Source organism: Gordonia sp. Z-3, assembly GCF_036233855.1.
Lineage (GTDB): Bacteria > Actinomycetota > Actinomycetes > Mycobacteriales > Mycobacteriaceae > Gordonia > Gordonia tangerina.
Genome location: NZ_JAZARS010000001.1, coordinates 219137 through 242105 on the forward strand (window position 1 = coordinate 219137; position 22969 = coordinate 242105).

General features: G+C 65.7%; 18 protein-coding genes. 10 read left to right on the forward strand and 8 right to left on the reverse strand.

The window, feature by feature from the left end; translation table 11 throughout:
• Nucleotides 1-27: 27 nt before the first annotated feature.
• From VX037_RS00920 to VX037_RS00950, 7 genes are all read left to right on the forward strand, one after another.
• The gene (locus VX037_RS00920) at nucleotides 28-615 is read left to right on the forward strand and encodes an Rv3235 family protein (RefSeq protein WP_328712903.1); all 588 of its coding nucleotides are present in this window, start codon (nucleotides 28-30) and stop codon (nucleotides 613-615) included.
• Between the two features lie 81 nt (nucleotides 616-696).
• On the forward strand, nucleotides 697-2205 hold the full coding sequence (locus VX037_RS00925) for a wax ester/triacylglycerol synthase domain-containing protein (protein ID WP_328712904.1): 1509 nt from the start codon (nucleotides 697-699) through the stop codon (nucleotides 2203-2205).
• A 100-nt stretch (nucleotides 2206-2305) separates the two neighbouring features.
• Nucleotides 2306-2872, forward strand: coding sequence for a DUF6912 family protein (locus VX037_RS00930; protein ID WP_266061562.1), 567 nt, complete (start codon nucleotides 2306-2308; stop codon nucleotides 2870-2872).
• 94 nt (nucleotides 2873-2966) lie between these two features.
• Nucleotides 2967-4088, forward strand: a complete 1122-nt coding sequence (locus VX037_RS00935; RefSeq protein WP_287016820.1) for a ferredoxin reductase — start codon at nucleotides 2967-2969, stop codon at nucleotides 4086-4088.
• Between the two features lie 131 nt (nucleotides 4089-4219).
• Entirely contained in the window at nucleotides 4220-5293 is a 1074-nt protein-coding gene (locus VX037_RS00940) for a GNAT family N-acetyltransferase (RefSeq protein ID WP_396573094.1), read from the forward strand.
• A gap of 155 nt (nucleotides 5294-5448) precedes the next feature.
• Complete coding sequence (locus VX037_RS00945) at nucleotides 5449-6771, forward strand: fatty acid desaturase family protein (RefSeq protein WP_328712908.1); 1323 nt, start codon at nucleotides 5449-5451, stop codon at nucleotides 6769-6771.
• 69 nt (nucleotides 6772-6840) lie between these two features.
• Complete coding sequence (locus VX037_RS00950; protein WP_235725039.1) at nucleotides 6841-8040, forward strand: fatty acid desaturase family protein; 1200 nt, start codon at nucleotides 6841-6843, stop codon at nucleotides 8038-8040.
• Nucleotides 8041-8082: 42 nt separating this feature from the next.
• On the opposite strand, the gene VX037_RS00955 is transcribed toward VX037_RS00950, so the two are convergent.
• Entirely contained in the window at nucleotides 8083-9351 is a 1269-nt protein-coding gene (locus tag VX037_RS00955) for an MFS transporter (protein ID WP_328712909.1), read from the reverse strand.
• A 91-nt stretch (nucleotides 9352-9442) separates the two neighbouring features.
• Here VX037_RS00955 and VX037_RS00960 point away from each other — a divergent pair, with 91 nt between their 5' ends.
• A complete protein-coding gene (locus tag VX037_RS00960; RefSeq protein WP_328712910.1) occupies nucleotides 9443-10345 on the forward strand; it encodes a LysR family transcriptional regulator in 903 nt (300 codons plus the stop codon).
• A gap of 380 nt (nucleotides 10346-10725) precedes the next feature.
• Nucleotides 10726-11973 (forward strand): HNH endonuclease, encoded by a 1248-nt coding sequence (locus VX037_RS00965; RefSeq protein ID WP_328712912.1) that lies wholly within the window; start codon nucleotides 10726-10728, stop codon nucleotides 11971-11973.
• A 219-nt stretch (nucleotides 11974-12192) separates the two neighbouring features.
• Here the strand turns inward: VX037_RS00965 and VX037_RS00970 are convergent, their stop codons facing one another.
• The gene (locus tag VX037_RS00970) at nucleotides 12193-13665 is read right to left on the reverse strand and encodes a sugar porter family MFS transporter (protein ID WP_235725120.1); all 1473 of its coding nucleotides are present in this window, start codon (nucleotides 13663-13665) and stop codon (nucleotides 12193-12195) included.
• 187 nt (nucleotides 13666-13852) lie between these two features.
• Between VX037_RS00970 and VX037_RS00975 the strand changes: the two genes are divergently transcribed.
• Complete coding sequence (locus tag VX037_RS00975) at nucleotides 13853-14869, forward strand: Gfo/Idh/MocA family oxidoreductase (protein ID WP_266061568.1); 1017 nt, start codon at nucleotides 13853-13855, stop codon at nucleotides 14867-14869.
• A 90-nt stretch (nucleotides 14870-14959) separates the two neighbouring features.
• On the opposite strand, the gene VX037_RS00980 is transcribed toward VX037_RS00975, so the two are convergent.
• From VX037_RS00980 to iolC, 6 genes are all read right to left on the reverse strand, one after another.
• Nucleotides 14960-16453, reverse strand: a complete 1494-nt coding sequence (locus VX037_RS00980; protein WP_328712914.1) for a CoA-acylating methylmalonate-semialdehyde dehydrogenase — start codon at nucleotides 16451-16453, stop codon at nucleotides 14960-14962.
• Nucleotides 16454-16637: 184 nt separating this feature from the next.
• Complete coding sequence (locus VX037_RS00985; protein ID WP_266061570.1) at nucleotides 16638-17699, reverse strand: Gfo/Idh/MocA family protein; 1062 nt, start codon at nucleotides 17697-17699, stop codon at nucleotides 16638-16640.
• Complete coding sequence (iolD, locus tag VX037_RS00990) at nucleotides 17696-19717, reverse strand: 3D-(3,5/4)-trihydroxycyclohexane-1,2-dione acylhydrolase (decyclizing) (protein ID WP_235725116.1); 2022 nt, start codon at nucleotides 19715-19717, stop codon at nucleotides 17696-17698. The genes VX037_RS00985 and iolD overlap by 4 nt, the downstream gene beginning before the upstream one ends.
• Nucleotides 19718-19967: 250 nt before the next feature.
• Entirely contained in the window at nucleotides 19968-20843 is an 876-nt protein-coding gene (iolB, locus tag VX037_RS00995; RefSeq protein WP_328712916.1) for a 5-deoxy-glucuronate isomerase, read from the reverse strand.
• Between the two features lie 12 nt (nucleotides 20844-20855).
• Complete coding sequence (locus tag VX037_RS01000; protein WP_266062256.1) at nucleotides 20856-21797, reverse strand: Cgl0159 family (beta/alpha)8-fold protein; 942 nt, start codon at nucleotides 21795-21797, stop codon at nucleotides 20856-20858.
• Entirely contained in the window at nucleotides 21790-22782 is a 993-nt protein-coding gene (gene iolC, locus VX037_RS01005; RefSeq protein WP_235725113.1) for a 5-dehydro-2-deoxygluconokinase, read from the reverse strand. The genes VX037_RS01000 and iolC overlap by 8 nt, the downstream gene beginning before the upstream one ends.
• Between the last annotated feature and the right edge of the window lie 187 nt (nucleotides 22783-22969).

The window sequence follows — 22969 nt, forward strand, 5'->3', positions numbered from 1 at the left end:
GACAGCGGATTTGTCGAGAAATTTGCTGTGGAAACGGAACCGGCGGGCACGCTGATGCGTCCGATTCATATGGAGCCCTCTCGAGTCCTGATCCGACCCGCACCGTCCTATGAGCCGCCGGCCCGTCCCGTCGACGAGGTCCCTGGCGGCGCTCCCGACACGAGCGCGCCCGCCACGGTGCCCGGCGCGGTGCCCGATGAGCCGACCCGCCGGCCGCGTCGGGCACTGTCGAAGGCGACAGTCGACGCCCGACGACACGCCATCCGCACCATCACCCTGGTCCTCGAGGTCATCGACCGTCGGCGCACCGTGGCACATCTCGAGGGGCTGGCAACCGCGCATCTCATCGATCAGGTCACCGCGCTCATCCGCCTGACACCACCCGGTGGCGTGGCAGGCGACACCGCCACGTTGCGTCGTGTGCACGTGCAGATGCTCAGCCCCGGCACCGCCGAGATCTTCGGTAGTTATCGTCGCGGGATGCGTGTGCGGGCGTTCGCCGCACGCATCGAGCAGCTGCCGTGTCGTGTGCGCGCCACGCCCGGCCCGCGACACCCGGTGCTGACCCGCGCCGCGGAATATCGTTGGCAACTGGTTGCTTTCACGCTGGTCTGATGTCCGTTGCCCGACCTGACTCACCGATCGAGCAAGCACAGTCCGGACGAACTCACCGACAGCACCACTAAGATCACACTCGTGGTCAACCGGCTGTCCCCGCGCGAAGCGATGTTCTATTTCCTCGACGAGACGGGTTCGACGACTCACCTCGGAGCGCTGCTGATCGTTGACGCGGGCGAATCGGAGAAGTCGGGCACGACTGCGGCGGCCGAACAGCAGTCAGGTGACGGCGCGAGATCCGGGTCGGCGAAGAAATCTGCGCGCAGCGGCTCCACCACCCGGACACTCGACTACCCGAGCCTGGTCGCGCTGGTGGAGAACCGGTTGCAGTCCATTCCCCGGTACCGGCAGGTGGTGCGCGAAGTGACCCTCGGGCTGGCCCGCCCCGTGTGGGTCGACGACCCTGATTTCGACATCAATTTCCACATCCGCCGCTCCGGCCTGCCGCGCCCCGGGGACACCGCGCAGCTGCAGGATCTGATCGCGCGGGTCATGTCGCGACCACTCGATAGGACCCGGCCGCTCTGGGAGATGTACCTGATCGAGGGACTCCCAAACGGTCAACAGGCAATTCTGACCAAGACCCACCGATGTCTGGTCGATGACGAGGCCGCGCTCGAGATCAGCGAGGCGATCTGCGACGAACAGCCGGAGGTCGAAGCGCTCGCCGAAGACCTGTGGATGCCGGGAGCGCCGCCCGGTTCGGTGTCGCTGGCGGTGGGTGCGGTGGCCGAGGCGTTCTCCCGGCCCGGCGATTTGTTGGACTCGTTGATGCACGGGAACTCGGTGGTCGCCGAGGTGCGCTCCACTGCCGAGGACGCGTTGCGCCGTATGGGCAGCATCGTCCAGCAACTCTCCGACTCGGCTCCGTCGAGCCCACTCAACAACTCGACCACGTCGACCCGGATCTTCGCGGTGGCGTCGGTTCCACGTCGCGGATGCGCCAAGATCGCCGACCGCTACGACTGCACAGTCAACGATGTGGAGTTGGCGATCATCTCGGGTGTGATGCGCCGGTGGATGCTGTCCTTCGACGAGTCGGTGAACGTCGCCGACACCGTCCGCGTGGTGCTCCCACTGTCGGCGCGTGACCCGGGGGTGGAGCGACGTCTCGATTCGGAGGCACGCTGGATCGCCGTGGGCAAACCGAGCTTCGTCACCGACCTGCCCGTCGGGGAGGACAATCCGGCGGTGCGACTGGCGCAGGTGGCGGGCCTGGCCAATCGGTACTCGCAGTCGTCGCGACGGTTGTCGATGGGTCCGCAACCGATCCTGTCCGAATTGGGTGTGGTGCCCTTTCCCGAGCTGAGTTCGCGCGCCTTCCGCAGCCTGAACCGCCGCGCCTACAACGTGCCGGTCGGGATGGGGACATCGCCGGTCGCCGACAAGTTCGTGGACGGGTGCCCGGTGTCGGAGATGTACATGATCCCCACGTTGATGGCCCAGCGGGCGCTGGCTATCAGCATCACCGACTACCGCGACAACCTGGAGTTCGCGTTCATCGCCGACCGCGGGGTCATGAACGATCTGCCGGCGATGACCGACTATGTGACCGAGGCATATGAGGAGCTCCTGGCCACCAAGTGATCCGCTGGGTCGGCCGCCCACCGGGGCCGGCGCCGACGAGCCGATAGGGTGTTGGATTGATCTGACAGCGGGGTGCCGATGTGGTTGAGGGATGGTGCGGATGAGGGTGTACTTGCCGGCAACACTGGCGATGCTGATGGAGCTCAACGAGGTCGGCGAGTTCCGCGCGGTCGGTGGTACCGGCTTCGCGTTGACCCCGACCCTGCGCGAGGCGTTCGTATCCGGTGACGACGAGGAACTCGCCGAGGTGGCGATGCGCGAGGCTGCGCGCGCCTCGCTGCGGTTGCTCGCCGGCGAGGCTCCCGAACCCGGCGACGACGCCGCCGATGCGGACCTGACAGCCGACGAGCGCACCACGAAACCGGGGGACACGCCGAGACTTCCGCCGCGTCGCGTGGTGGTGGCTGCCGATGTCGCCGACGTGACGTTGCATCCCGAACTCGACGACGCGGTCGTTCGCATCTCCGGGCCGGTGGCGCTGCGTGACATCGCCTCGGTGCACGTCGACGTCGCCGAAGCCGAGGACAAGGTGCGGGCCGCGGCGGTGGTGATCGATGCCGCCGACCTCGGTGACCAGGACGCCGAGCTCGCGGTCGGCGACGTGGAGGACTTCGACCTTGCCTGGTATGCCACTCAGGAGCTGCCGTTCCTGCTCGAACTGCTGTGACGGTTGGCTGCCCGCCAACGGTCGCGTAACCTACGCAACCGTAGGTTGTCGGGTGTCGAGCGTGATCGTCGGTCACGGGTGAGGTGGTGCGCAGGTGGGCTGGCGCGAGCGTTTCGAAGAGCCGGTGGCGGGGGTCGCCGCACGCAGCCGGGCTGCGCAGTGGGCGCGCGCCGCGGTCGCCAGGATCACCACGCCGCTGCTGCCCGACGATTATTTGCATCTGGCGAATCCGCTCTGGTCGGCTCGGGAACTGCGCGGCAAGGTCGTCTCCGTGACCGCCGAGACCGAGGATTCGGCCACCATCCGCATCCGGCCGGGGTGGGGGTTCTCCTTCGACTATCAGCCGGGACAGTACGTGGGCATCGGCGTCGGCATGGAGGGGCGCTGGACGTGGCGCTCCTACTCGTTGACGTCGGTCCCGGTCACCGCGGGCGGTCGCGATGATCGGATCATCGCCATCACGGTCAAGGCCATGCCCGAGGGATTCCTGTCCTCGCACCTGGTGACCGGTCTGCGTCCGGGTACCGTCGTCCGACTCGCGGCGCCCCGTGGCGAGTTCGTGCTGCCCGAGCCGTTGCCGTCGAAGATCCTGTTCGCCACTGCCGGAAGCGGGATCACCCCGATCATGTCGATGCTGCGCACCATCCGACATCGCGGGCAGCGCGCCGACATCTGCTTGGTGCATTCGGTGCCCCACGAAGACGATCTGCTGTTCGCCGATGAACTCGCCGGGCTCGCCGCCGACGGCCTGATCGATCTGCATGTGCAGTACACGCGGAGCGTCGGGCAACTCACCGGAGATCGATGGGCCACGGTGGTGCCCGATTGGCGCGAGCGGCAGACGTGGGCGTGCGGCCCGGCCGGGTTCCTGGACTCGGTGCAGGCCATGTTCGCCGATGCCGGCGTCGATGACGCACTGCATATCGAGCGGTTCGCGCTTGAACGCGGCGCGGTCGGCGCGCGGGGCGGAAACGTCACCTTCGGTCGGTCGGGTACGGTCGCGCAGGCCGACGGCGCGACGACGCTGCTCGAGGCGGGTGAATCGGCGGGGGTGCTGATGCCTTTCGGTTGCCGGATGGGGATCTGCCAGAGCTGCGTGGTCATGCTGGATCAAGGGTGTGTCCGCGACTTGCGGTCCGGAGTCGAACACGTGGAAGGTGAGCGGATCCAGACCTGCGTCAGCGTCGCGGCCGGGGACTGCACGCTCGACGTGTGAGACGCGCCGGTTCGGACCTGCGGGCGAGTTCGGTTTCGACTCGGCGTCGCGCCCGGATGGCGTTAGGCTCGTCAGGACGGCAGTAGTCGACCACGGAGGAGATCCGCGTGCGCGCTGAGCTGACCCAGACCATGGAAGTGCCGGTCCTGTCCGACGACGTCGTCACGCTGCGGGCCCATTCGTCCGCGGATGCGGAGCGGGTCGTGGAGTACGCGACGGACCCGCTGACGATGCGGTGGGCCAGGATGCCCTCGCCCTACGGCCGCACCGATGCCGAGCGCTATATTGCCGGGGCGCGGGCCGGATGGCAGTCCGGCGAGGCGATGACCTGGGCGATCGAGTATGAGGGGCGATTCATCGGCAGTGTCGATCTGACCGGTTCCGGTCGCATCAGCGAGATCGGTTTCGTCCTGCATCCGGATGCGCGCGGTCGGGGGCTGGCCCGTCGAGCGATCATCCTCGCGATCGAGTACGCCGTCGCCCACCGGGATATCGAGGTGGTGCGGTGGCAGGCCGAGGAAGGGAACCTCGCGAGTCTCCGGACGGCGCACAGCTGCGGTTTCACACTCACCGCCAAGATCCCGGATTGGCTTGAGATGAACAGCAAAGTGGTCGACGCGTGGTGTGCGAAGTGGCGTGCCGGCGACGACTTCGCGCCCAAATCAACTTGGCGCGCAACCACTTTTGAAACCGATCGGTTCCGACTACGTCCACTCGCCGAGGCCGATGACGAGCGGATTCGACAGACCCTCGATGACCCGGTCTCGCGCAAGTACCTGTTCGGGCGCCCCGACCCGCTGCTGATCGAGCATGCCGCCGCGGAGCGCACCCGCAAGTGGTGGACCGCCGCACGCGGGGAGACCTGTACCTGGGCGGTTGCCGACCTCGAGACCGACAACTATCTGGGCGACATCTCGATATTCGAGATCAGCCCTGTCACCGGGGCGGAGATCGGCTTCTACACCCATCCGGATGCCCGCGGCAGCGGAGTCCTCGGCGAGACGTTTCCGGCGGCCGTCCGCCATTGCTTCGATGTCCTCGACATTCGCCGGATGACGATGTTCGCCGCCGATTCCAATGAGGGCAGTAAAGCGTTGGCGCGGCGGGCCGGATTGCGCGAGTTCGGCACCCAACCGCTCGCCGCCAGCTCCGCGGGGCGCCTCGAGGATCTCGTCGGCTACGAACTGCTGCGCGACGACGCCTGACCGCGCACAGAGTGCGCTCGGTCACAATCGAGCCCTGACATCGGCAAGGGGTGGACACGTCGGCTCCGGCTAACCTACGCTTGCGTAGGTTACGGAATGGTAGGTCGGTGCTCCGGCCAAACCACACAGGTCTTCGACTACACCCGGGAGGGCTCATGGCGATCAGCGACATTCCCGAGTACGCCCATCTGACCGACGCCGACGTCGCAGCGCTCGGCCGCGAACTCGACGCCATCCGCGCCGACATCGAGGCCGATCGCGGCGAGCGCGATGCGCGCTACATCCGGAACACGATCCGCTTCCAACGCGGCATGGAGCTCGCCGGTCGCGCGTTGATCTTCGGCTCCACCAAGCGGTCGATGTGGTGGGCGGGAGCAGGTGCGCTCGGCGTCGCGAAGATCGTCGAGAACATGGAACTCGGCCACAATGTGATGCACGGTCAGTGGGACTGGATGAACGACCCGGAGGTGCATTCGACCACCTGGGAGTGGGACAACACCGACCCGTCCGCGCACTGGAAGCACACCCACAACTACATCCATCACAAGTACACGAATGTGCTCGGGATGGACGACGATGTGGGTTACGGCCTGCTCCGCGTCACCCGCGATCAGCGGTGGCGACCCTTCTACCTGGGCAACCTCGCATACAACACGATCCTCGCACTGCTGTTCGAGTGGGGCGTCGCCGTGCAGCATCTCGAGCTGGGCAAGAAGCGTCGGACGCCCGAGGCCAAGGAACAATTCCAGCGTGACCTCGCCGATGTCGGCAAGAAGGTCGGCAAGCAGATCGCCAAGGACTACGCCGTGTATCCGGCGATGGTGAGCGCGGCGACGGGACATCGCACCGGCTACGCCCGTGCCTTCGGCAAGGCGGCGTCGGCGAATGCCCTGGCCAACGTGATCCGCAATGTCTGGACCAACGCGGTCATTTTCTGCGGCCATTTCCCCGATGGTGCGGAGAAGTTCACCAAGCAGGACGTCGACAGCGAAACCCAGGCGGAGTGGTATCTGCGGCAGATGTTGGGCAGCGCCAACTTTCGCTCCGGTCCGGTGCTCGCCTTCATGAGTGGCAACCTCTCCTACCAGATCGAACACCACATCTTCCCCGACCTGCCGAGCAACCGACTGCCGGAGATCTCGGTGCGCGTGCAGGCGCTCTGTGCGAAATACGATCTGCCCTACACCACCGGTTCACTTCCCGTGCAATACGCGAAGGCCTGGCGGACGATCGCCAAGCTGTCGTTGCCGAACAAGTATCTGTCGGCAACCGCCGATGACGCGCCGGAGACGGCGTCCGAGTGGCGTTTCAAGGCAGAGTTGGCCGATGGTGCACGCCTGCAGGGCACGGTCGATCCGGTCAGTGGACGTCGCAGCGGTTTACGCACCGCCATCGCTGCACTGCGCAAGCGTGGTCGGCGGCGCGACCGTTCGGTGTCGAGCGTTGCGACGTCGACCCCGCAACGCCGGGCAGCGTGAGCCCAACGCGCCCGACCGCGTGGGGTCGGGCGTGCGGTCGGCGCGGCTGCGCAGGCATAATGGGGACCAATGGCCATCACCGACATCAATGAGTATGCCCATCTGACCGACGCGGACGTCGAGGCGCTCGGCGCAGAACTCGATGCGCTTCGACGCGAGATCGAAGCCGATCGGGGGCTTCGCGATGTCCGCTATCTGCGGCGCACCATTGTCGCGCACCGAGCACTCGAAGTGGTGGGGCGAGTCGCATTGTTCGGCAGCCACAAGCGTTCGCTGTGGTGGCTGGGCACCGGGTCGCTGGCCCTGTCGAAGATCATCGAGAACATGGAGCTCGGGCACAATGTGATGCACGGGCAATGGGATTGGATGAACGATCCCGAGGTCCACTCCGCCACGTGGGAGTGGGACATGGTGTGCGCGTCCCCGCACTGGAAGCACTCGCACAACTACATCCATCACAAGTACACCAACGTTGTCGGCATGGACGACGACGTGGGCTACAAGATCCTGCGGGTCACCCGGGACGAGCCCTGGGAACCGCGCCGCGCCTTCCAGCCGCTGTTCAACGTGTTGCTGGCGCTGAGTTTCGAATGGGGTATCGGGCTGCACGATCTGGCGCTCAAGGACGTCATCGCGGGAAAGAAGTCCAAGGAGGAGGCGATCCCGCAGATCACGTTGTTCCTGCGGAAGATCGGTCGGCAAGTCGCCAAGGACTATGTCCTGTTCCCGGTACTCACCGGACCGAATGCGCGGCACACGCTAACCGCGAATCTCAGCGCGAACGTCATTCGCAACCTGTGGGCGTATGTGGTGATCTTCTGTGGCCATTTCCCGGACGGCGCAGAGAAATTCACCACCGAATCGCTCGACGACGAGACGCCGGGGCAGTGGTACCTGCGGCAGATGCTCGGCACCGCCAACTTCAACGCCGGACCGGCGATGGCATTCATGAGCGGCAACCTGTGCTACCAGATCGAGCACCATCTCTATCCGGACCTGCCCAGCAACCGCTATGCCGAGATCGCCGAACGCGTGCGTGCCTTGTGCGACAAGTACGACCTGCCGTACACCACCGGGTCGCTGTTCGTGCAGTACATGAAGACGTTGCGCACGATCAACAAACTGGCGCTGCCCGACCGATTCCTGCGCGACACCGCCGACGACGCCCCCGAAACCGCGTCCGAACGTCGCTTCGCCGGTATGGCGCGTACCCGGGGGCTCAAGTCCGCCATCGCTGATTTGAAGCGCAACAAGCTGTCGCGTAGGTGATCTCGATACGCCGCCTCGCCTAGCGGCTCGGTGGCTACTCGATCAGCGGCAGGCCAACCCCCGCAGCCGCGCATGCGCCGACACCCCTTGCACCGGGTGGTTGCGCTCAGACCGCGCGTACACCGTCCAGGCGACGAAACCGATGATCGCAGAGCCGATCCCGAGCTCGCACACGAGCGACCATCCGCCGACCTGATAGGCCCATGCACCCACCGACGACCCGATCACGCCGCCGGCAAAGTAGGACACCATGTAGGCGGTCGTCAGCCGCGACCGGGCAGTGTCGTCGAGCGAGTACACCCCTGTCTGATTGGCCAACTGCACCCCTTGTACGCCGAAATCGAACACCAGTAGCGCGATTACGAGGACGATCACGTTGTGGCCACCTGCCCACAGCAGCAGCCAACTCAGGATCTGCACGGCCCAGACGGCGTACTGGGTGTGCCGGAGGTAGCCGCGATCGGCGATCGTGCCCACCACCGGCGCGGCCAGTGCACCTGCGACGCCGGCGAGACCGAACAGTCCGATAACGGCCTCCGAGTAGTTGTAACCCGACGCGCCGCCGCTGGCGAGCAGGAACGCGATGGCCGTCCACATCGCGCTGAAAGCGGCCATGTTCAAACCGCCCAGCAACATTCGGTGCCGAAGCACTTCCTGCTGCCGCACCAGGGTGAGAATCGAGCGCAGCACCTGCAGATAGTGCGCCGAGGTATCCGTCGCCTCGGCGGGCCCAGTCGGTGCACGGAATCCGACCGCGGCGGCCATCGTCAGCTGCAATACCGCGGCGACGAACAGGATTGCTCGCCATCCGCCGACCTCGGCGACGATGCCGCTCAGTACGCGGGACAGCAGGATGCCGATGAGCAGGCCACTCATCACGTGACCGACGACCGTGCCACGTTCTCCCGGTCCGGCGATGGCGGCCGCCCACGGCACCACGACCTGCGCCGCTGACGCCGACACCCCGACGACGAAGACCATCACCAACAGGCCCGCGTACCCGGGCATCAGGCCGGCACCTACGAGAGCCAGAGATGAGACCGCGAGCAGACCCGTCACCAATCGCCGTCGATTGACGAAGTCACCCAACGGCACCACCAGGGCGAGACCGATCAGGTAACCGATCTGGGTGATGGCCACGACCAGACCTGCGGTGGCCGTCGAGACGGACAGGTCGATGCTGATCTCATGCAGCAGTGGCTGCAGGTAATAGAGACACCCGGCCGATGACCCGGCGGTAACCGCGAACAGGAACACCACGATTCGGCTCAATCGCGTAGTGGTTGCAGGTGTGGTGGCGGTCGCGGACATGTTTTCATCATCGTGCGGCACCGGTCTCATGAAAAGCGATAGATTCTGATGTATACATCGCAAATCGAGATGGACGCGGGAGGATTCATCAGTGGAACTGAGACATCTGGAGTACTTCCTCGCGTGCGTCGACCAGGGCACGTTCACCGCGGCCGCCCGATCGCTCAACGTCGTGCAGTCGGCGGTGTCGACCGGGGTGGCGAAGTTGGAGCGAGAGGTGGGGGATCGGCTTTTCGACCGGACCCCGACGGTGCTGGTGCTCACCGAGACGGGCCGGGCGGTGGTCGGTCCGGCACGCGCGGCATTGCGGGCACGCGCTGATGTCTTCGACGCGGTCGACGGTGTGCGTGGTGACATCCGCGGTGAGGTGGCCGTGGGTGCACTCGTCAACGTCGTCGCGATCGACTTGGCCGAGGCGTTCGCCGAGATCCACCGTCGCCATCCCGGAATCACCATCGCGATGCGGCAGAACCCGCGCGGCACCGCGGGCAACATCGTCGGCGTACGCGCCGGCACCCTGGATCTGGCCTTTCTGGGTTCGTATCCCGATCGGCTTCCGGGGTTGGCTGTGCACAGGCTGGCGCAGGAGCCGTTGGTCTTGGTGTGTACAGGCGATCATCGGTTGGCGCAACGAGGATCGTTCACCACTGCCGATCTCGCCGAGGAACGGATGATCGACTACCCGCCGGGATGGGGGACTCGGGCCGTCGTCGATCGGGAGATCCCGAACCGCCGTACCGTGATCGAGGTGGCCGATCAGTTCTTCGGAATGAGTCTGGCCGTCAAGGGGTTCGGCGTGACGCTCGTTCCGTTGAGTGTGGCCCGGATGCAGTCCGGTGCGGCGATACTGCCGTGTTCGGACACCGCGCTGATGTGGGACATCGCCATCGCGCACTCGTCGACTCGGGTGCCGTCGCAGGCCGCGCGGTCGGTGTTGGAAACCGTGCTGGAGTTGGCACGCCCGCTGCGGAGCGTCACGCAAATGCCGTCGTGAACGCGTCGAGAGCGGGGTCCGGATCAGGTTTCGCTTACCCCAGTTCGGAAGACGCCGGGCGTGTTTCCCAGCTCGCCTCCTACCTGGTTGAGTAGCGGCGTGCTGCCCATGCACGGCCGCCCCCGTCCGTGGTTGAGTAGCGGCGTGCTGCCCATGCACCGCCGCCCCCCCGTCGCTGGTTGAGTAGCGGCGTGCTGCCCATGCACCGCCGCCCCCCGTCGCTGGTTGAGTAGCGGCGTGCGAGCCTGCGAGCCCGCCGCGTATCGAAACCAGAAGCGCCGCAACACCTATAACACCCACCGCGCATCCTTCGAAAAATCTTCTGCACTATCTTCAAGAAACTCCTTGACATCGAACTGGTGTTCGACCATAGTGGAGTCATGGGAGCTTCGGGGGATCTCACCACCATCACTGATTCTGTTCGTGACCTGCACTTGGGCGACGATATGTCGGGTCGGGCAGCGTTTGATGCGATGACCGCTCTGGTCACGTTGCGTAATCTGATCGACCATCACGCCGCGACGGTGGTCGGCCATCTGGACCGACTCGGTGTGGCCCGTGACCACGGCCGCAAGTTGAGTGAGTTGTTGATCGTGATGGGGTTGGCCCCGGCGGTGGCGTCCCGTCTGATCCGTATCGCTGCAGCCCGTGAGCAGCTGCCCACTCTGGGCGCGCATGCCGCCGATGGGGCGATCTCTGCCGAACATGTGGATGCGGTGGGTAAAGGGGTCGATCATGTCGGGAAAAGATCGGCGGAACCGCTCGACGATGTGGCGCGTCTAAACATCGTGACCGAACTTCTCGCCCAATTCTTTTCCGGCGCCACCCCCGCCGACATCGGTAAACGTGCGCGTCGTCTGGGCAACCAGGCCGCCGCCGACACCGGTGGGTTACCGGCATCCGAGGACCGCAACCTCAACGCGCTCGTCCACGATGTCGACGGTGACGGACGCCTGCAGGTGCGTGCCGACCTCAACACCGAAGTCGGCGAGAAATTCTCGGCTGCGATGGAAGAGTTGGCGGCTCCGCGCCCTGAACCTGACGGTTCACCGGATGCGCGTTCCACCGAGCGCCGGCATGCCGACGCCCTCGAAGCGTTGCTGGATATCGCTGCCCGCAGCGGTGATGCGGCCTCGGCACCGCGTCACCAGATGCTGGTGTCGGTGCCCGCCGATACCCCTGATCTGGCCGAACTGCCGTTCCTGGGGTCGATCTCCGAAGCCATGCTGCGCACCCTGACCTGTGACACCACCGCGACGGTCGCGATTGTCGATGGTGAGGCGGTGCCGATGGAGATGAGTAAAGACAAACGCCTGTTCCCAGCCCATCTGCGTAAAGCGCTCCACAAACGCGACGAGTGTTGCATCAAATGCGGCGTGGCGGCCTCCCGCTGCCAGGGCCATCACCTCGTGCATTGGGCTGATGGTGGAATCACGGTGTTGGACAACGGCTGTCTGCTGTGCCCGTCGTGTCATGCCGACATCCACCACAACGGGTGGGAGGTGATCATGGGTCACGACCGACATCCCTGGCTCATCCCACCCGTCGCTGTCGACCCCACACGTCGGCCGATACCGGCCTACAACCGACGCACCCTCAACCTCGACAACCTACCCGCCGCCGCCTGAGCCACGCTGACCGGCGAGTAGGTCACGCAGCCACGTCTTCCCACGCACCCGACCCCGGTCGGGACCGCAACCGTCCCTTGAGAACTCCATAGCGTGAAACAACGGCGCCGCAACGGTGTCGCGTACCCGACGGCCACATCGGTTGCACAGCAACCCTTGTGGTGCGCGATACGCGACACCGTACGCCGGCATCCCGTCGGCGGTCTACGCTCGCCCGGCTCAGCTGTGCGGAGCGGACTTGGCCCGGAGGTGGTGGGTGTAGATTGCGCCGGTGGTCACGTCATCTTCCACCTCTTCCAATGTGCGCCCGCGGGTTTCGGGAGCCTGGGTGTAGACGAAGATGATCGCGAAAATGCCGACGACGCCGAACATGAAGAACGTTCCGGTGATGCCGATGGCTTCGACCAGCGTCGGGAAGAACAACCCCAGGAAGGCGTTGGCCATCCAGAGGCAGAATACCGAGATGCCGATGGCCAAACCGCGGATCTGCAACGGGAAGATTTCCGACAGCAGGACCCAAGTGGCGACATTCAGAAATGTCTGCATCGAACCCACGAACAGCACAACCAGAATCAGGATCACATAGGGCCGCAACGGGTTGCCGACGGGCAACATGATCGACGCGATACCGATGAGGAAATGACAGACGGTGGTGAGGCTGTAGCCGATGATCAATGTGGTCCGGCGGTTCATGTGCTGGGCCAGCCAGAGTGCCGTGATCGAACCGGCCACGGCGATGACACCGGGCGCGATGTTGGCGATGAGTGCCGCGTTCGACTCGAACCCGGCTTCCTTCAGGACCGACTGGCCGTAGTACATGATCGAGTTGATGCCGGTGAGCTGTTGGGCCACGCCCAGTCCGATACCGACCAGGATGATGCGACGCACCCAGCGACTGTCCCGGATGGAGGACCAGCTGCCGCGCACACGGTCCTTCTCCATGTCGTGGATCTCGCTGATCATGTCGACCTCGGCCTGTGCGCGCTGTTGCGTGCGGATGGTCGACAGAACTTTCAGCGCCTCGTCGCGGCGGTCCTGGGCGATCAGCCATCGCGGTGACTCGGGTACCCGCATCATCCCGACCATCAGGCAGATCGCGGGAAGTGCGGCCACCGCGAGCATGATGCGCCAGACCCCGTCGTGCTCGCCCCAGATATTGCCGATGATCGCGTTGACGACGAAAGCGGCGAGCTGGCCGACGACGATCATGACCTCGTTGCGGCCCGCAAGTGACCCGCGGATCTCGTAGGGTGCCAGTTCGGCGAGGTAGACCGGCACCACCGTTGAGGCCGCACCGACAGCCAAGCCCAAAACGATACGGCCGAATACCATCACCCCGAAGCCTGGGGCGACGACACAGGTCAACGCGCCGATCAAGAACAGAACGGCGAGCAGCATGATGGCTTTACGGCGTCCCCATGCATCGGAGAGGCGGCCGCCGATCATGGCTCCGAACGCCGCGGCGAACAGCAACGAGCTCGTGACCACACCCTCGGTGAATGCGGTGAGTCCGAGATCTTCTTTCATCGGCTCGAGTGCGCCATTGATGACGCCGGTGTCGTAGCCGAACAGCAGACCGCCGAGGGTCGCGATCAGTGCCACTGCGTGCAGGCGCCTGCGGAAGGCGCCGGTGCCCAGCGGTGGCAGGGCTTTTCGCTCGTTGACCAGGTCCGAACTGTCGGTGGTGGACATGGGGGGCTCCTCTATTGCGTTACAGTCGACCGGCGCTCGTGATGGCGGTCACAAGCGATCGTAACCCATATCTCGACTATGTCCTAACAAACAGTCAAAGGTTTTCCGTTGATGAAGGTATTGATCCTCATGGTGCAGGATAGATACGGTTAGCCCCGATATTTGTCCGGACATGATGGAGGGTCGAATGAAGCTGGGATTGGTGGGCTACGGAGCGGGTGGACGACTGTTTCACGCGCCATATATCGCGGCGGTGCCCGAGATTGAACTGGCAGGTGTGGTCACGCGCAGCCCCGAACGGCGCCGCGAGGTCAGTGGGGATCTGCCGGGTGTCCCGACCTTCGATTCGCTCTCGGCTTTGCTCGATTCCGGGGTCGACGCGGTCACCATCACCACGCCTCCGGACACCCGCCGCGATCTGGTGCTCGAGGCGGTGGCCCGAGGAGTGCACGTCATCGCGGACAAACCCTTCGCGCCAAATGCCGCAAGTGGGCGCGAACTGGCGACGGCAGCCGAGTCGGCGGGCGTCCTGCTCAGCGTCTTCCACAACCGCCGCTGGGACACCGACATCGCGACAGTCGCCGAAGTGCTACCGAGCCTGGGGGATATCTGGCGCTGCGAGTCGCGGTTCGATCTCGACGAACCCGGAAGTCTCGATGCCGGCCCGAGTGGGGGACTGCTTCGCGACCTCGGTGCGCACCTCGTCGACCAGATGCTGACGTTGTTCGGTCCTGCGGCCACGGTGTACGGGCATCTGGATGTCGTGGATCAGCCCGAGGGTCGTACCGACTGCGGATTCGCGGTCTCGTTGAACCATCTGAGCGGTGTTCACTCGACGGTGAGTGCCAGCAAGATCAATCACGTGGCGGCACGTCAGTGGCGTATCTACGGGTCTGCGGGGAGCTACGTCAGCGACGGCACAGATGTGCAGACCGATCAGATCAAGCAAGGTCTGCGGCCGGCCGACAACCTGGACTCCTGGGGCTACGAACGCCAGGATCGCCTCGGCGTGCTGTCGACGGCAAAGGGGTCGATGACGATTCCGTCGGCACAGGGTCGCTACGACGAGTACTACCGGCAGTTCGCCGCCGCCGTTGACGGCAGAGGTCCGCAGCCGGTACCGGCGTCGGAGGGGATTGCCGTGCTCGACGTACTCGACGCCGCGCGCCGCAGCTCCGAAACGGGTGACACCGTCCGACTTTGACAGGTCGTCAACGCCCAGTTGCCGTGTGACTCACGAGGGGGTGAGTCACACGGCAACGTCGGCTGCGGGCCGTATCAGTCGTACTGTGCCTCAGGCATTCTGGGGGAAGCCGAGATTCAGTCCACCGTGACTCGGGTCGAGCCAACGGGTGGTGATGGCCTTGGCTCGGGTGAAGAAGTGGACGCCTTCGGTGCCGTGGGCGTGGGTGTCGCCGAAGAGCGACGCCTTCCACCCGCCGAAGCTGTAGTAGGCCATCGGGACCGGGATGGGCACGTTGATGCCGACCATGCCGACCTCGACCTCGTTCTGGAAGCGTCGGGCAGCGCCACCATCGTTGGTGAAGATGGCGGTGCCATTGCCGTACGGGTTGGAGTTGATCAACTCCAACGCCTCGTCGTAGGAGTCGACGCGCACCACCGACAGAACAGGTCCGAAGATCTCGTCGGTGTAGATGCTCATGTCGGGGGTGACGTTGTCGAATAGGGTCGGCCCCAACCAGAAGCCGTCGGCTGCACCGTCGGGATCTACGGTGCGGCCGTCAAGGACGACGGTGGCGCCGGCTTGTTCGCCGGCGTCGACATAGGAGGCGACCTTGTCCCGGTGAACCTTCGTGACCAGCGGGCCCATGTCGGAGTTGCGGGTGCCGTCGCCGGTCTTGATGGTCTTGGCACGTTCGGCGATCTTGTCGACGAGGTCATCGGCGACGTCGCCGACGGCCACGGCCACCGAGATCGCCATGCAGCGTTCACCGGCGGAGCCGAAACCGGCATTGACCATGGCGTCGGCCGCGAGGTCGAGGTCGGCGTCGGGCAGGATGATGGCGTGGTTCTTGGCTCCGCCGAGAGCCTGCACGCGCTTGCCGGCCGCGGTGCCGGTGGAGTAGACGTACTCGGCGATCGGGGTGGACCCGACAAAGCTGATCGACTTGATCGCCTTGTTGGTGAGCAGTTCGTCGACCGCGGTCTTGTCGCCCTGCAAGACGTTGAACACGCCGTCGGGTAGACCGGCCTCTTTCCAGAGTTCGGCGAGCCAGATCGCGGCAGTGGGGTCCTTCTCCGACGGTTTGAGCACCACGGTGTTGCCGGCGGCGATGGCCACCGGGAAGAACCACATCGGCACCATCGCCGGGAAGTTGAACGGACTGATGATGCCGACAGGCCCCAGCGGTTGGCGCACCGAGTGCACGTCGACCTTGGTCGAGGCGTTCTCGGTGTAGCCGCCCTTGAGCAGATGCGGTATACCGCAGGCGAACTCGGCGACTTCCTGGCCGCGGCTGATCTCGCCGAGCGCGTCGGAGAGGACCTTGCCGTGTTCGGCGGTGATGATCGCGGCCAGTTCGGGTTTGCGGGCCTCGAGCAGTTCGCGGAAGCGGAACAGGATGGCCGTGCGCTTGGCCAGGCTGGTGTCACGCCAGGCCGGGAAGGAAGCGGTGGCGGCGTCGATGACTGCGCGGGCGTCCTCGACGTTGGCCAGCGCGACTTCGCCGGTGACAGCGCCGGTCGCGGGATTGGTCACCGGCGCCGTGTTGCTCGACGTGCCAGGGTAGGCCTTGTTGTTGACCCAGTGGGTGATGGTGGTGGTCATGGTGATTCTCCTGGATGGATGTGTGCGCCGGTCGAGTAGCCGCGAACAGAGTGAGGGCGTATCGAGACGTCGCCGGGTTCGGTCTCGATACGCTCCTCGCCTAGCGGCTCGGAACTACTCGACCAGCGGATTGGTGTCGGCTCGGTGCGTGTCGGCAGGATTCGGACGGGTGGATCGACTGCGCCTAGGCGCCGGGAATGGATGCGCGCGAAACCATCTCGACGGTTTGGGGCTGCCCGGTCTCGAGTGCCTTGACCCCGGCCGCGCACACCGCGGCGGCGGCGTACCCGTCCCATGCGCCCGGGCCATCGACGTTGTCGCCACGGCGGACCGCGTTGACCCAGCGCTGGATCTCGACGTCGTAGGCGACGCCGAATCGCTCGACGAATGACGGCGTGATGTCCCCGGTCGAGATCCCCGCGATCTTGCGGCCGTCGCCCGTGTCGGATTGAACGGGGTTGCGCTGCTTGCGGATCAGACCTTGGTCGAGGCCGATGAATGCCGAGCCCAGCTCGCCCACCAACTCGGTGCGTACCTCATAGGCGACACCGGTGGTCACGAAGCACTCGACGTCGACATGCCGGCCGGATTCGGTGGTGAAGATGGCGATCTGCGGATCCTTGAGGCCTTCGGGAGCGTTCGGATTCGAACCGGGTGCGATGATCTGCACCGAGGTGATCTCCTCGTCGAAGAAGAACCGTGTCGCGTCGACCTCATGCACGAGGGAGTCCTTGACGATCATCGCGCTGTCGAAGTTCGGCGGCACCGCGGGATTGCGATGCACGAAGTGCGCCAACAACGGCTGCCCGAAGGTGCCGTCGTCGATGAGTCCCTTGAGCTGCTCGTACTCGTGATCGAAACGGCGCATGAAACCGACCTGAATGAGCTTGCGGCCCAACTCGGCTTCGCGCTTCACGATCTCCAAGGACGTGGCGACATCGGTGGTGAGCGGCTTCTCGCACATCACCGGCTTGCCGGCCTCGAGACAGGCGAGCAGCTGCTTCTCGTGGGTCGGGCCGGGGGTGGCGAGGATGACCGCGTCGACGTCCGGATCGGCGATGGCGTCGAGCGGATCGTTGATCGCTCGGCAGCCCGGGATGGTGGCGGCCAGTTCCTCGGCCTTTTCCGGAAGGTAGTCGTTGAGCACCGTGACGGTGGCGCCCTTGGTGCGCTCGGTGATGCGGGCGACGTGGTCGGCGCCCATCATGCCGACGCCGAGGACGGCGATGCGCAGGTCGGTGGTCATTGATTTCCTCCCGTGGTCAGGTCGGTCGAGTTCGGGTCGGTCGGGTTCAGGTATGGCCGCTGCACGGCCTTCCACTGCGCATACACGTCGTAGGCCTGCTGGGTGGACTCGAGTGTGGAGGTCTCCGACACGGGTACGTCCCACCAGGATTGGCTGTCCGGGGCGCCGATCAGCGGGTCGGTCTCCACATGGATGACGGTGGTGCGCTCGGCGGCCTTGGCGGCCTTGATGGCGTCGGTGAACTCCGCGGCCGTGGTGGCCCGGATGACATCGGCACCGAGCGAGGCGGCGTTGGCGGCGAGGTCCACTGGCAGGGTCGCGCCCTCGAGTCGCCCGTTGTCGCCGCGGTAGCGGTAGTTGGTGCCGAACCGTTGCGAACCCAGCGACTCCGAGAGGGAGCCGATCGAGGCGAACCCGTGGTTCTGCACCAGCACCACGATCACCTTCAGATTCTCCTGGACCGCCGTGACGAGTTCGGTGGCCATCATCAGGTAAGAGCCGTCGCCGACCATGACGAACACGTCGCGGTCGGGGCAGGCCATCTTGACGCCGAGGCCGCCGGCCACCTCGTATCCCATGCAGGAGTAGCCGTATTCGACGTGGTAACCCTTGGCGTCGCGGGTTCGCCAGAGCTTGTGCAGGTCACCGGGCATGGAGCCCGCCGCGCAGACGACGACATCGCGTGGATCGGAGGTTTCGTTCACCAGCCCGATGACCGCACCCTGGGTCAGCGCCTCGTCGCCGGTGGCGATGTTGGTGCCGACCGAGGTCGGGGAGTAGGCCTGCTCGACGATGTCGTCCCACTCCTGCGCGAGTGCGGTGACCCGCTCCCGGTAGGTGGGGTCGACTGCGTACTCGGAGAGCAACTCGTCGAGGGCCTCGATGGATTCGCGTGCATCGGCGACCACGCTGTAGCCGCTGTGCTTTACCGAATCCAGGGACGCCACATTGATGTTCACGAAACGCACACCGTCGCCGGTGAACGCGGTGCGCGATGCGGTGGTGAAATCGCTGTAGCGGGTGCCGATACCGATCACCACATCGGCGTCGGCGGCCAGCGCGTTGGCAGCGGTGGTACCGGTCGAGCCGATGGCGCCGACGGACTGTGGGTGATCATAGGGCAGCGAGCCCTTGCCCGCCTGACTCTGCCCCACCGGAATGCCGGTCCGTTCACACAAGCGGGCCAAGGCGTCGGTGGCGTGGCTGTAGATGACACCACCGCCGGCAACGATGAGCGGACGCTGTGCCGAGGCGATGATCTCGGCGGCCTCGGCGATCACGTGGCGCTCCGGGAGCGGGCGGGCGACGTGCCAGGTGCGTTCGGCGAACAGGGATTCCGGGAAGTCGAAGGCCTCGGCCTGGACGTCCTGGGGGATCGCGACGGTGGCGGCGCCGGTTTCCACCGGATCGGTGAGCACGCGCATCGCGCCGAGCAGGGCACCCGGCAACTGTTCGGGCCGCCACACCCGGTCGAAGTAGCGCGAGACCGGTTTGAACGCGTCGTTGACGGTGACGTCACCCGATGAGGGCAGTTCGAGTTCCTGCAGCACCGGCGAGGTGGCGCGGGTGGCGAAGGTGTCGGCCGGCAAGAGCAGAACCGGCAACCGGTTGATGGTGGCCAGCGCCGCGCCGGTCAGCATGTTGGTCGCACCGGGACCGACGGATGCGGTCACCGCCCACGCCTGCAGCCGGTCCTTCATGCGGGCATAGCCGACGGCGGAGTGCACCATCGCCTGCTCGTTGCGTCCGAGGACATACTTCAGGGACAGCTCCCGACCACTGTTCACGTCGTCGATCTCGTTCTGCAGCAACGCCTGGCCGAGACCGGCGACATTGCCGTGACCGAAGATGCCGAAGCATCCGGCGAAGAACTTGCTCCGCTCGCCGTCGCGCTCGACGTACTGGTTGGCGAGGAATCGCACGGTCGCCTGGGCGACGGTGAGGCGGACGGTCGATTCACCGTGGGGGGTGCGGAGGCCGGTGACGCCGCCGGCGCGTCCGGAGTTGATCGGTGCCACGATGGCTTCTTTCTGGTCGGTGGGTGGTTGGGGTGGTGATCTCGATACGCCCTCGGCTAGCGCCTCGGACTACTCGATCCACGGATCTCGATACGCCCTCGGCTAGCGCCTCGGACTACTCGATCCACGGATCTCGATACGCCCTCGGCTAGCGCCTCGGACTACTCGATCAGCGTCGTGAGGATCGCGAGTGGTGTGCCGTTCTGCTGATCGAGTAGCCGCGAGCGTGCGAGTGGCGTATCGAGATCCATCAGCGTGTCCGCTTCTCGTGCAGGGGTAGTCGGGGATCGACGTCCTGGTGTTCCCAGCTGCCGCGTAGCCACGTGTGGGCTGGGTCGTCACAGATCTTCCAGGCGCGCTCGTCGCCGGGCCCGGCCATCACGTTGAGGTAGTACATGTGGTAGCCCGGTGCCGCGATCGACGGCCCGTGGTAGCCGTGCGGCACCAGGACGACATCGCCGCTGCGGACCTCTTCGAGCACCTCGATCGGACGTTCGGGCGTGCCGTAGACCCGGTGATAGCCGAATCCCGGTGAGCCGTCGGCGCCCTGATCGAGCTCGAAATAGTAGATCTCCTCGAGTTGTGACTCGTTCTCGGAGTTCTCGTCGTGTTTGTGCGCGGGATAACTCGACCAGTTCCCGCCCGGTGTGATGACCTCGCACGCGATGATCGAGTCGGCCTCGAAGACGCCGGCGGTGCCGAAGTTGTGTACCTGACGGCTGCAGTTGCCGGCTCCGCGCAACTCGATGGGAACGTCGGCGGCCGGTACGTAACGGAACGGCAGACGGGCCTTCGCCCGTGCGCCGCACAGCGCGAACCGTCCGCCCGCTGCACTGGTCACGGTGAACTCGGAGTCGCGTCCCACGTAGGCGAAGTCGCTGGGCCCGTCGAACACGCTCGCGCGCCCCGCGAGGTCGAAGGTGACGCCGCCCGAGGACACGCTCGCCGACCCGGCGAGCGGTACGACGATGATCTCGTCATCGCCGGTTCGCCGTGTGATCGACTCACCGGCAGCAAGCTCGACCACGAACAACGACGACTCGGTCCAGCCGGCCGACTCCGGTGTGATGTCGACGGTCAGCGGCACAGTGCCGGTGCCGGCGGGGATGTAGTACTTCGAGTTCACGCGAGTCTCCTCTCAGCTCACGAGGTTCACTGCGGTGTCGACCGCGGTGGCCACGTCGTCGTCGGCCGGGTACAGCAGGGTGCGTCCCACGATCAGTCCGCGAACCGATGGGATGCGCAGTGCGCGTTCCCAACTCGCGAAGGTTTCGTCCGGCGCCGTCTGCGGGTCGCCGCCGAGCAGCAGGGTCGGCAGCGTGGTGGCGTCCATGACGCGTTCCATCTCGTCGACCACCGGCAGCTTGAGCCAGGTGTAGGCCGAGGTGGACCCGAGTCCCTGGATGATGTGCATCGACTTGATCACCGCGTCGGCGGTCAGGTCGTTGCGAACCCTGCCGTCGATCCGAGACGACAGGAACGGCTCGAGCATCGCGATCGATTCGCCGGCGGCGAGCTCGTCGACGGCTGCTGCACACGCGGTCATCATGTTGAGCGTCCCCGGGTCACCGAGGTCGACCCGACAGAGCATCTTCGCGCCGTTGAGGCCCGCGTCGATGGTCCACTTGGCGGTGGCGGCGGTCATCCGGTCGTCGAGTTCGAACGACGCCCCGGCCAACCCGCCGCGGTTCATCGAACTGAACACCACCTTGTTGTCCAGTGCGCCCAACAGCAGCAGGTCCTCGAGGATGTCCGAGGTGGCCAGGACGCCGTCGACACCCGGGTTGGCCAACGCGGTCCGCAGCCGGTCGAGCAGGTCGGATCGGCTGTTCATCGCTGTCGGGTTCGACCCGACCGACAGCGCCCCGCGGGCCGGGTGATCGGCGGCGACGATCATCAACCGGTCGTCACCGGTGACCGTCGGGCGTGGGCGCCGCTGCGCCCACGCCTCGGCGATCGCCTGCGGTCGGGTGGCCCGGATCGCGGTGACCTCGGCGTAGGTGGAGCACAGCGGGGAGACCAACGCAGCTGTGTCCAAAGTGGTTGCGGGAAAGTCCGCCTGGGTGGCGAGCTCAGACATTGAGTTTCTCCTGTGCGTTTGTGGCGAGTGCGGCCACCTCGTCGGCGGTGGGCATGGCGGTCGAACACTCGAGTCGGCCGGCGACGATGGACCCGGCGGCGTTGGCGTGACGGAGGATCTTCTCCAGTGGCCACCCCTGGAGCAGCCCGTGGCAGAGGCTGCCGCCGAAGCTGTCGCCCGCGCCGAGTCCGTTGACGACGTCGACGGGAATCGGTGCCACCTCGATGCTCTCCGAGCGGGTCTTGCCGAGTACACCCTTGGGCCCTTGTTTGACAATGGCCAGTTCGACACCCAGGTCGAGCAGCGCGTCGGCGGCCGCATGCGGATCGGTCTCGCCGACGGCGACCTCACATTCCTCGCGGTTGCCGACTGCCACTGTGACGTGCGACAGGGCTCGGCGTACCTGCTCGGTGGCCGATGCCGGCGAGGACCAGAACATCGGCCGGTAGTCGAGGTCGAGTACGGTCAGCGACTGCCGCCCGCGAGCCTCCCACGCCGCGAAATGCGCGCTGCGCGATGGTTCCTCGGACAGGCCGGTGACCGTCGACCAATACAACCGGGCATCGTGCACGGCCGCGGTGTCGATGTCGGCGACCTCGATCTGCAGGTCCGGGGCGGTCGGTTTGCGGTAGAAGTAGAGCGGAAAGTCGTCCGGGGGGAAGATCTCGCAGAAGGTGACCGGCGTGGCGTACTCGTCGTCGACGCCGACGAAGCGGTTGTCGACGCCCAGACGTGCGAGTTCGGCGCGGACGAATCGGCCGAACGGGTCGTCGCCGACTCCGGAGATCAGCGCACTGCTGTGTCCGAGGCGGGCGGCGGCCACACTGACGTTGGCGGCGCTGCCACCGAGGAACTTGCCGAAGCTGCTCACCTCCTCGAGGCCCACGCCGATCTGCTGCGGATAGATGTCGACGCCGCTGCGGCCGATGGCGACAACGTCGAACGTCGGCGCCTGGGCCGAGTCGGAGGGCTGTTGTGCGGTCACGTACTGCTCCCTGCTCGTGGTTGGACAGGTGGGGCCCGGCGGTGCAACAGCGGGGCTCTCGTATCCACTGGCTTCCACTGTGCGTCAGGCCACACCACAAAGTCAAGACTTTGTCCTGACATTCTTACCTGGCATAGTGAAGTGGGAGAGATCACAGACCCCGAACCGGAATCCCGGGTGAGACGAA